This window comes from Chryseobacterium sp. SC28 (assembly GCF_003932955.1).
Classification (GTDB): domain Bacteria; phylum Bacteroidota; class Bacteroidia; order Flavobacteriales; family Weeksellaceae; genus Epilithonimonas.
Map to the genome: position 1 here is coordinate 322,006 of NZ_QOVY01000001.1, position 9,354 is coordinate 331,359.

The 9,354-nt window shown below is 41.7% G+C and carries 10 protein-coding genes; 1 reads left to right on the plus strand and 9 read right to left on the minus strand.

The features are described 5' to 3' along the window. Positions 1–103: 103 nt before the first annotated feature. The 5 genes from DTW91_RS01485 to rsfS form a co-directional block, all read right to left on the minus strand. Positions 104–757, minus strand: coding sequence for a phosphatidylserine decarboxylase family protein (locus tag DTW91_RS01485; protein WP_125201643.1), 654 nt, complete (start codon positions 755–757; stop codon positions 104–106). An 11-nt stretch (positions 758–768) separates the two neighbouring features. Further along, positions 769–1,656 carry a phosphatidate cytidylyltransferase gene (locus DTW91_RS01490; protein ID WP_125201644.1) on the minus strand — a complete coding sequence of 296 codons (888 nt, stop codon included), beginning with the start codon at positions 1,654–1,656 and terminating at the stop codon, positions 769–771. A gap of 10 nt (positions 1,657–1,666) precedes the next feature. Next, positions 1,667–2,245 (minus strand): LUD domain-containing protein, encoded by a 579-nt coding sequence (locus DTW91_RS01495; protein ID WP_125201645.1) that lies wholly within the window; start codon positions 2,243–2,245, stop codon positions 1,667–1,669. 121 nt (positions 2,246–2,366) lie between these two features. Next, positions 2,367–4,328: an ATP-dependent zinc metalloprotease FtsH gene (ftsH, locus tag DTW91_RS01500; protein WP_125201646.1), complete on the minus strand. Its 1,962-nt coding sequence runs from the start codon at positions 4,326–4,328 to the stop codon at positions 2,367–2,369. Positions 4,329–4,369: 41 nt separating this feature from the next. Beyond that, entirely contained in the window at positions 4,370–4,732 is a 363-nt protein-coding gene (gene rsfS / locus DTW91_RS01505; RefSeq protein ID WP_125201647.1) for a ribosome silencing factor, read from the minus strand. A gap of 87 nt (positions 4,733–4,819) precedes the next feature. Between rsfS and DTW91_RS01510 the strand changes: the two genes are divergently transcribed. Next, a complete protein-coding gene (locus tag DTW91_RS01510) occupies positions 4,820–5,530 on the plus strand; it encodes a biotin--[acetyl-CoA-carboxylase] ligase (protein ID WP_125201648.1) in 711 nt (236 codons plus the stop codon). Here the strand turns inward: DTW91_RS01510 and DTW91_RS01515 are convergent. The 4 genes from DTW91_RS01515 to DTW91_RS01530 form a co-directional block, all read right to left on the minus strand. Beyond that, positions 5,524–6,618 carry an LptF/LptG family permease gene (locus DTW91_RS01515; protein ID WP_125201649.1) on the minus strand — a complete coding sequence of 365 codons (1,095 nt, stop codon included), beginning with the start codon at positions 6,616–6,618 and terminating at the stop codon, positions 5,524–5,526. The genes DTW91_RS01510 and DTW91_RS01515 overlap by 7 nt on opposite strands. A gap of 237 nt (positions 6,619–6,855) precedes the next feature. Next, complete coding sequence (tgt, locus tag DTW91_RS01520) at positions 6,856–7,989, minus strand: tRNA guanosine(34) transglycosylase Tgt (RefSeq protein ID WP_125201650.1); 1,134 nt, start codon at positions 7,987–7,989, stop codon at positions 6,856–6,858. Positions 7,990–7,993: 4 nt separating this feature from the next. Next, positions 7,994–8,365 carry a DUF4296 domain-containing protein gene (locus tag DTW91_RS01525; RefSeq protein ID WP_125201651.1) on the minus strand — a complete coding sequence of 124 codons (372 nt, stop codon included), beginning with the start codon at positions 8,363–8,365 and terminating at the stop codon, positions 7,994–7,996. A gap of 30 nt (positions 8,366–8,395) precedes the next feature. Beyond that, positions 8,396–9,112 (minus strand): polyprenol monophosphomannose synthase, encoded by a 717-nt coding sequence (locus tag DTW91_RS01530; protein ID WP_125201652.1) that lies wholly within the window; start codon positions 9,110–9,112, stop codon positions 8,396–8,398. Between the last annotated feature and the right edge of the window lie 242 nt (positions 9,113–9,354).

Consider the following 9,354-nt stretch of genomic DNA (forward strand, 5'->3'; position numbering starts at 1 on the left):
GCGGATTTTTTGCAATATTTTTCCCGTGATTCAAATTATCGAATATCGCCAGCACAACGCATATTACTCTGGCAAGCTTTTGATCGACCGAAGCGCACCGATATTAATCTTTGAGTCTTGCGATCACGTCGATGCCTCCTTTTGTTTTGTCTCCTATTTTGCATAGAATTTCGCTATTTAGCGGAAGAAAAACGTCCATTCGCGATCCGAACTTGATGAAACCGAATTCGTGACCCGCTTTAGCTTCATCCTGGACGTTGCAATAAAAAACAATTCTTCTCGCGACATAGCCTGCAATCTGGCGGAAAACCACGGTATGATCGGTCAGACTTTTGATGGCAATAGTGGTTCTCTCGTTTTTGGTGGATGATTTTTCGTGCCACGCCACGAGGTATTTTCCCGGATGATATTTCTTATAAATCACCTCTCCGCTGACGGGATATCGGCAAATATGAACATTGAGTGGCGACATAAAAATAGAAATCTGAATGCACTGCTCTTTGAGAAATTCGTCTTCGAAAACTTCTTTTATCATCACGACTTTGCCATCTACCGGCGCGACTACGTTTTCTCTATGATCCAAAATAGCTCTCTCGGGAACCCTAAAAAACCAAAAAATCAATCCCAGCATCACCAGCAGTGGAACAAGAACGGCCAAAGACCAAAGTTGCAGATAATAGACCGAAATCGCACCTATAAATGCTATGAAAAGAACGGCGATAATCAGCGTTCCTTTCGATTCTTTATGAAGTTTCATAGGATTTAATTTTAAATTAATTTTTCTATAATAAAATATAAATAAACCGCCGGAACGCAGAGGATGAAACTATCGAGCCGATCCAAAACGCCGCCGTGACCCGGAATGATATTCCCGCTGTCTTTGACTGCAAAACTACGCTTTAGCTGACTCTCTACCAAATCGCCCAACGGTGCAAAAACCGCGACGAGAACTCCCACAAGCATCCAATTTCCACGGAGATCTGGAAAATATCTTTCTACGAAGAAGCCCAAAACCAATGTCAGAAGGACGCCGCCGGCAAATCCTTCCCAGGTTTTCTTGGGCGAAATGCGTGGCGCCATCTTGTGTTTTCCGAGCAATTTACCCGTAAGATAGGCAAAAGTATCGCTGCTCCAGATCAGCACAAAAAGCATGAAAATATCCAAAGAGAATGGTTGACTTGAATCTGAGGAGCTGAATTGGGGCAACCCCAATGAAAAAGCAAAAGGCAAAGTCACATACACGACGGTGAATATCAATTTCCCATTTTCGAAATATAGTTCTCTGGAGTATTTGAAAAGTGTGACCACGGCAATCGCGACCAATCCTAAGGCGAGAATATCGCTGATATAATTGGTGATACTGTAGCCATTGAGGAAATCGTGATGGAAAAACCGGTTCGTAAAACGGTAATAAATAATTGCTGCAACGGGAAAAACCAGCCACTTGTAAATGCCGTTATCAAATTTCATAATCCTGATGCATTCATAGAGACCAATTGCCGTGAAAAAGGTCATCAATCCATAAAATAGATATTGCTGTCTGACTTGGGGCAAGACATCTTTTAATAGAAATTCGCCAAGCGGAGTGGTGCAAAAAGCAATAATCAGGACGTAAAATACGGCTGAAACGGTACGCAGAATGAAATTTTTATCCAAAATCCGAAATTTAATCTTCGAGCAAAAGTAAGAAAAGTTTGGTATTGTCCTTGGTGGGACTGTCCAATTTGGACTGGCTTCCGCTGATTGATGTAAGATTTTTGGGCATTCCGGCGCGTTTTACTTTCATCATCGCCTCGGTCAAATTATTTGCAATCTGAGAAACGGTGGCCATAATGATGATTTTGCTCGGCAATCTGGAAGAATGATAATGGCGGATATTATTATGAGAAAGCATAATTCTGCCATCGTAAGCGATTAGATATTCGCAAGTTATAAAAGCGGCATCATTATTTTCGGTTAATTCCAGAGAGTATGGCGTGTGGATCACGTCGAGAAAGTTTCGCAAATCCTGATCCCAGCAGAAAACATTGTTGATTTGCTCTATCTTGATAATCTGGTTGAGCGTCTGAAGGGCTTCAGATTCATCGGCGCAATAATTGAAAAATCCGCCTGAATGGGTGAACAGCTGTGCAAATTTATAATCCAAATCCGCATCGCGAAGCTGGTCTGCCAGTTTGGTAACATCCGGCCGCTCGTCTTCGGACTGGCTCATTATTCTTTTAACGAATTTTTGGAACAGACTCAACTTTTCTATTTTTAGTGCAAATGTAAAAAAATAATTGTAATCGGCTAAGAACCAAAACTTTATTTTAAAAGAAAATCCCAATTAAATCAGGATTTTCTTTTAGTTTAAATTAATAAATGCTTTACTGCTCTGTATTTAAGACGTTTCCTGCTTCTGCGGGATTATCCACGCTGGAAACCGGTTTTTCTGTCAACTCAGGATCCCAAGCACGTTTTCCGAAAATCTCTTCCAGATCTTCGCGGAAAATGACTTCTTTTTCCAAAAGTTTTTGCGCAAGTGCATCCAGTTTATCCCGATTTTCTGCCAAGATACTGACTGCTCTTGCATATTGGGTTTCTATCAATTTAGAAATTTCTTCATCAATCAGTTTGGCTGTTTCTTCAGAATATGGTTTGCCGAAGCTGTATTCCGATTGTCCCGAACTGTCGTAATAGGACACATTTCCCACTTTGTCATTGAGACCGTAAATCGTAACCATGGCCTGGGCTTGTTTTGTGACCCTTTCCAGATCGGACAATGCACCAGTAGAGATATTTCCGAAGACAACTTGTTCTGCCGCTCTGCCACCGAGCGTGGCGCAGATCTCGTCCAGCATTTGCTGCGTGGTTGTCAACTGTCTTTCTTCCGGCAAGTACCACGCGGCGCCCAGAGAACGTCCTCTCGGCACAATGGTTACTTTCAGAAGTGGTGCAGCGTGCTCCACCAGCCAGGAAATAGTGGCGTGACCGGCTTCGTGAAAAGCTACTCTTCTTTTTTCGGAAGGTTTGATGGCCTTATTTTTCTTCTCGAGGCCACCAATAATTCTGTCAACGGCGTCTAAGAAGTCTTGTTTGGTGACAGATTCGTGGGAGTTTCTGGCAGCGATCAAAGCAGCTTCGTTGCAGACATTGGCAATATCTGCGCCACTGAAACCCGGCGTTTGCTTGGCCAAAAATTCGCGGTCGATGGAATCATCCAATTTAATTTTAGCCAAATGGACGTCGAAAATCTGTTTTCTCTCGTGGAGTTCCGGAAGATCTACATAGATGGATCGATCGAAGCGGCCGGCTCTCATCAAAGCTTTGTCGAGAATATCGGCCCGGTTGGTAGCCGCCATCACGATCACGTTGACATCGGTACCGAAGCCGTCCATTTCCGTAAGCAATTGGTTGAGGGTATTTTCCCGTTCATCATTTCCGCCTTGGAAACCTCCTTTTCCTCTGGCTCTCCCGATGGCGTCAATCTCGTCTATGAAAATTATGGCGGGCGATTTGGCTTTTGCCTGCGCAAAAAGATCTCTTACTCTGGAAGCGCCTACGCCCACGAACATCTCCACAAAGTCGGAACCAGAAAGCGAGAAAAACGGCACTTTGGCTTCGCCAGCAACGGCTTTTGCCAGCAGAGTTTTGCCGGTTCCCGGAGGCCCTACCAAGAGAACGCCTTTTGGAATTTTGCCTCCGAGCTTTGTATATTTTTCAGAATTTTTCAGGAAATCTACCACCTCCTGAACTTCCTCTTTTGCGCCTTCCAATCCTGCGACATCTTTGAAGGTGACTTGGATTTTTTCTTTTTCATCGAATAGCTTTGCTCTGGATTTTCCGATGCTGAAGATCTGCCCGCCGGGTCCGCCTGCGCCGCCACCCATCCTTCGGAAAATAAAGAAATACAAAAGCGCAAAAAGACCGCCCCACAGGGCTAAAGTGAAAAGCAACTCGGAGAAACCGCTTTGGCTTTTTCCAAATTCCATCCGGGCCTGCGTTGGCAGTTTGGAATTAATATTGTCGAATCTTTCTTGGAAATATCTAAGATCGCCGTAGGTAAGCACAAAATCGGGACTTGGCTTGATATTGATTACGGAAAGCGGATCATTTTCTTTTTCGGTTTTCTTCAAATCTGCCTTCGCTGTCTTGGTAAGATAAACGTCGGCCTTGAAGGTGTCTCTATAAACCATCACTTCGCTCACTTTGCCCTGTTCCACCAACTTATAGAACTCTTTTTCATCAATGGTTTTCACCATAGAATCTCCAAGAAGTCCCGGAAGAAACACCAGTAAAATGAGTCCCAACAAAACCGGTATAAACCAGTTGAATCCTTTATTATTCATTCTTAATTTTTAAATATTGATGATGCTAACGGAAGCATCTATTAACTTACTACTTTTGTGATTTTTGCATCGCCCCAAAGTTCCTCGATGTCGTAGTATTCACGGATTTCTTTTTGGAAAATATGCACCACGACCGAAACGTAATCTACCAGAATCCACATCGAGTTTTCCGTTCCTTCGACGTGCCAAGGCCTGTCGTTGAGGTCATTTCTAACATTTTTTTGGATGTTCCCTGCGATGGCAGATACCTGTGTATTGGAGTTTCCGCTACAGATGATGAATGTTTCGGCGGCAGCGTTTTCTATGCCTGATAAATCGAAGACCAAGATGTCTTCTCCTTTTATATCTTGAATCGAATCTACGATTTTGTCTATTAATAATTGTTTTTGTGTACTTTTACCCATTAAAAAAATTGTCTAATTTGCAAATTTATTGTTTTTTATCTATTTATTTTTCGTTTCACCTGTTTATATATCTTAAAGTTTTCATAAATGAGCCGGCTAATCTATCTCGAAAACTGCTTTTCCACGAATGACGAAATAATAGCGCTTGTAAATAAAGACGAACCCACTGCGGTTTTTACTTTTAATCAGACCCAAGGCCGCGGACAATATGGAAATATTTGGAAGTGCAGTCCTAATCAAAATCTGGCGTATACGCTCGCTGTCGAAACTTCAAAAATCAACATTTCCGATACAAGCCTCAATTACTATACCGCTATTATCGTGCGGAATTTTCTTGCCAATCTGACCCATGCTAAGGTACTGATTAAATGGCCGAATGATCTGATTTTGAATAGCAAGAAAGTCGGCGGCATTCTCATCGAGAAAAAAAAAATTGAGCAAAACACCTATTTGCTCATCGGGATCGGGATAAATGTTCTTCAAACCGACTTTTCCGATCTTCCTAAAGCTGGTTCTATCCTCTCTGCCACGGGTTTTTCTTTTGAATTAGAAAAATTTGCCGAAATTTTCCACCAATTTGTGGATGCTGAACTAAGAAATATCCCCGCCGAAGATCAAATCTTAGAAATTTATAATCAATATCTTTTTGGAAGAGATAAAGTCTCGGTTTTCGAAACTGCGAAAATGCGACAAAATGGCATTATTAAAAGTGCAGACCGCGATGGTTTTCTTTGGATTGATTTGGAAAATGAAGGTTTGAAAAAATTTTTCCACAAAGAAATCGAAATGCTTTACTGATTGGCTCTCTTGAAGTAGAGATATGCTGCAACCGGTGCAAAAACGATGTTGGGAAGCCACATGGCCAATAAGGGCGGTAGCGTTTTGTTTTCGGAAACGACGTGTAAAACCTGGAAAGAAAATACAAATAAAAATGCCAGAGCAATTCCCAAGGCCAGATTGAGTCCCAATCCGCCTCTCTTTTTTTCGGAAGACAGCGCGAGACCCAAAAAGGTGAGGATGATGATAGAAACCGGCATAGAGGTTCTTTGGTAAAGCTCATTGTAAAAGGAGGTGACATTGCTGTTTCCTTTTCGTTTTTCACGGTCGATCATTTCCACCAACTCGGGCGTTGTCTTGTTTTGAGCAACCAATTTGTCCGGAAACAATTCTGAAGGCGGGAGGTTGAAATCCTGAATTTTCGATAAGCCCTCGCCCAGAATTTCGGTCTCATTTTTTCCTGCTTTTCTTTCGTTATAGTTGCTGATTAAGAAGTACTTCTTCTTCGCATCCCACAGGATATCCATCGCGGTAATCTGATAAAGCAATTTTTTGTTTTGATCAAATTTCTGATACATATAGCCGTAGCCCCGATTTTCCTTTTTGTTGTAACTGTTTACGAAAATATATTCGTTCGGATTGATATTGGAAGCGATGGTGATATTCCCCAGCAGCTTTTCTTTATTTACCGCATTATAGGTGTAGGGCTCCAAAACATTTTTTTGAATGTTGGCCCAAGGCAAAACAAAATGGTTGATCGCCAAAGTGACAAAGAAAATCAATAAAGAGGTAATCAAATAAGGTCTTGCAAACCGATGAAAACTAGCGCCACTGCTGATGACAGCTACTATTTCTGTATTATTGGCCATCCTGGAAGTGAAAAATATGACCGTGATAAAAACCAATATCGACATAAAGGTGAGAATCAAATTGAGAATCCAAAACGGGTAAAAATTTACCAGAAAATACCACACCGTGAAGCCATTGCTCTCTATTCGCGGTGTTTTGGATTGTACATCTACAACGATAATAATAATAGACAGGAGTGCCAACATAAAAATGAGGGTTCCCAAATATTTTTTGATGACGTAGAGGTCTATGATTTTCATAAGATGGGTGCTTGCGCTTAATTTCTTTTTTAATCGTTTTAATTTTAATAGGATTTCATCCTATTCTTTTTGTAAATCGTTTTTTAATAGGATTTCATCCTATTCTGTATTAAGCCGTCCGTTCGGACTTTTGTGTTTTTTTGCAATTTGGCTTTAAATGTTGTATAATTGTAATAGGATTTCATCCTATTCTGTAGTAAGCCGTCCCTTCGGGACTTTTGCGTTTTTATTCTATTTTTATAATCTTTGTTTCAATTGCGGAATGATCGAATCTTTCCATTGGTAGAAATCGCCGACAACGATGTGTTCTCTCGCAACCTTCACTAAATCAAGATAAAACGCTAAATTATGAATCGATGCAATTTGTTTGGCCAAATATTCCTTCGAAACAAAAAGATGTCGGACATAAGCCTTGCTATAAGCGGTATCCACAAAACTCGTCCCAAACTCGTCGAGAGGCGAAAAATCGGCTTTCCACCGTTCGTTTTTCATATTCATAATGCCGTGCCAAGTGAAAAGCATCGCGTTTCTGGCGTTTCGGGTCGGCATTACGCAGTCCATCATATCGATGCCCAAGCCAATGCTTTCGAGAATATTCCAAGGCGTGCCGACGCCCATCAGGTACCGGGGTTTATCTTTCGGCAGAATGTCCGTCACTTCATCCGTGATGCGGTACATTTCCGGCTCCGGCTCGCCCACCGACAATCCTCCGATGGCGTTACCGTCTGCGCCTGCTTCGGAAATCGCCTCGGCAGAAATCTGCCTCAAATCCGAATAAGTGGAGCCCTGCACGATGGGGAACAGCCTCTGTTTGTGGCCGTATAATTCTTTATTTTGTTCCGTCCATTCAATACATCTTTTCAGCCAACGGTGCGTGAGTTCCATCGATGTTTTGGCCAAGTTATATTCGCAAGGGAAAGGTGTACATTCATCAAAAGCCATAAAGATATCGGCACCGATTTGTCTTTGGATTTCCATCGAAATCTCAGGCGACATAAAATGCAAACTGCCATCGATATGCGATTTGAATTTCACACCTTCTTCGGTTATTTTTCTGCTTTTCGCTAAGGAAAAGACCTGATAACCGCCCGAATCTGTCAGGATAGGAAGATCCCAGTTCATAAACCGGTGAAGTCCGCCGGCTTGTTCCATAATATCCATCGTGGGGCGCAGCATCAGATGATAAGTATTTCCAAGAATGATCTGCGCTTTGATGTCTTCTTTCAATTCCCGCTGGTGGACGGTTTTTACGGATGCCACCGTCCCTACCGGCATAAAAATTGGGGTGAGGATCTGGCCGTGATCGGTATGGATGACTCCGGCTCTGGCTTTGGACTCGGACGCGGTTTCGATTTCGAAAAATTTCTGCATACTTTTATCTCGCTTGTGGCGGAATACCCGGATTTTCTTTTAATTTTTTATTGATGAAGGCTTTTGCGTTTGGATCTTTGGCTAAGATTATTTCTTGGGCGTCGTCGTAGATGTCTATGATAACGTCGGGTTTGGTCATATAATATTCATAGCTTTGGGTAAAGCGTTCGCCTTTTATGTTATATTTTTTCAGGATAAATCGGGTCGCATTTTCAGAATTGATGTTTTGCCCGATGACATATTGCTGTTCATTAATCGCAAAATCTGCGATGATCTGCGCCATCTGATCTTTGGACAGGAGATCTTTCGGTTTTTCGATGGCCTCCTTGCAGGATAAAACGCAGAAAATCAATGATATGTAAAAGAAATATTTCATTCCGTAAATTAAATTTTAAACCAAAAAAAATTACAATTTTCCGATAAAATTTTTCCATTTCAGGTTCAGAACGCCGAAAACCGCTTCTTGGATGATCCCGCCGTTCATTTTGCTCACGCCCTCGGTTCTGTCTGTAAAAATGATTGGTACTTCCACGATTTTCATTTTCTTTTTGAAAACGCGGTATTTCATTTCGACTTGGAAGCCGTAGCCTTTCAATTTAATTTTATCAAGTCCGATCGCCAGTAATGTTTCTTTTTTGAAACAGACAAAGCCCGCCGTGGTATCGTGAACAGGCATCCCCAAAACGAATCGCACGTATCTCGAAGCGAAGTATGAAAGCAAAACCCTTCCCATGGGCCAGTTGACCACGTTTACTCCTTGCGAATACCGGGAGCCCACGGCCATATCTGCAGTTTTACAGGCCTCGTACAGCTTTACTAAATCTTTGGGATTGTGGGAAAAATCGGCATCCATCTCGAAAATATAATCGTAATCATTTTGAATCGCCCATTGGAATCCCTGAATGTAGGCTTTGCCCAGGCCGTCTTTTATTTTCCGAACGGCGAGATGAAGCTGCAGTGGAAACTTTTCCTGAAGATTCTTGACGATCTCTGCCGTCCCGTCGGGCGAAGAATCGTCTACCACCAAAACGTCGAAATCTTGTTCCAAGGCAAAAACTGCCGAAATGATCTTTTCGATGTTCTCTTTTTCGTTGTAGGTGGGGATAATAACCAATTTCTTCATCCGGCAAATAATCCGCAAAGATAATCTTTAATCGCTAATGTTTATTTGGCGCGGTGGAAATTAACTTTTTTTAATAGGAAAAACTGTTATTTAAATAGTCCTGAGATTCAATGTTTTTTTAGTAAAAAGTTCACTGTTGTCCGATAAAAACCAGATAAAAAAAGAAGCCAAATTAATGGCTTCTAAAAACTTATCGTAATTTTGAGTTGCAAAAATCAAATAACGATGAGCAAAAGTACATA